The 928-nt window shown below is 66.8% G+C and carries 1 pseudogene (only partly in view); it reads left to right on the top strand.

Annotation, left to right across the window (positions count from 1 at the left end):
* A pseudogene (recG, locus tag EOC06_RS36920) lies at nt 1-928 on the top strand (ATP-dependent DNA helicase RecG) (its annotated part extends 706 nt beyond the left edge of the window); the annotation flags it as partial.

A 928-nucleotide genomic window follows, 5' to 3' on the forward strand; every position in this document is an offset into this window, starting at 1 on the left:
CGAGGCCGGCGGCCAGGCAGCACTGATGGCGCCGACCGAAATCCTGGCGCGCCAGCATCTGGCGACCATCACGCCGCTCGCCGCCAAGGTCGGACTGCGCATCGCTATCCTCACGGGCCGCGAAAAGGGCCGCGAACGCGCGGACGCGCTGGCCGGTCTGGCGAGCGGCGAGATCGACATCGTCGTCGGCACCCACGCGCTGTTCCAGGAGACGGTCATGTTCCACGACCTGGTCTTCGCCGTGATCGACGAGCAGCACCGTTTCGGCGTCCATCAGCGGCTTGCCATCACCGCCAAGGGCGACGCGCCGGACATGCTGGTGATGACGGCCACTCCCATCCCCCGCACGCTGGTGCTGACCGCTTTCGGCGACATGGACGTGTCGAAACTGACGGAAAAACCGGCCGGCCGCCAGCCGATCCGTACCGTTACACTGCCGCTCGAGCGGCTCGACGAACTGGTCGACCGCATGGTGGACGCCGTCGCCGGCGGCCAGAAGATCTACTGGATCTGTCCGCTGGTCGAGGAATCCGAAGAAATCAAGCTGATGTCGGCCGAGGACCGCTTCGCGTCGCTGAAACCATTGTTCGGCGACCGTATCGGGCTCGTTCACGGCCGCATGAAGGGTGCCGAGAAGGACGAGGCGATGCGTGCGTTCAAGCAGGGCGAGACACGCATCCTGATCGCCACCACCGTCATCGAGGTCGGCGTCGACGTGCCGGACGCCACCGTCATGGTCATCGAGCACGCCGAGCGCTTCGGCCTGGCCCAGCTGCACCAACTGCGCGGCCGGGTCGGGCGTGGCGACAAGCCCTCCTCCTGCGTGCTGCTCTACAAGGACCCGCTCGGCGAGACCGCAAAACGCCGGCTGTCGGTGATGCGCGAGACCGAGGACGGGTTCCTGATCGCCGAAGAAGACCTGAAGCTG

It is taken from the genome of Mesorhizobium sp. M7A.F.Ca.MR.362.00.0.0, from assembly GCF_004023175.1.
In the GTDB taxonomy this organism is placed as follows: Bacteria; Pseudomonadota; Alphaproteobacteria; order Rhizobiales; family Rhizobiaceae; genus Mesorhizobium.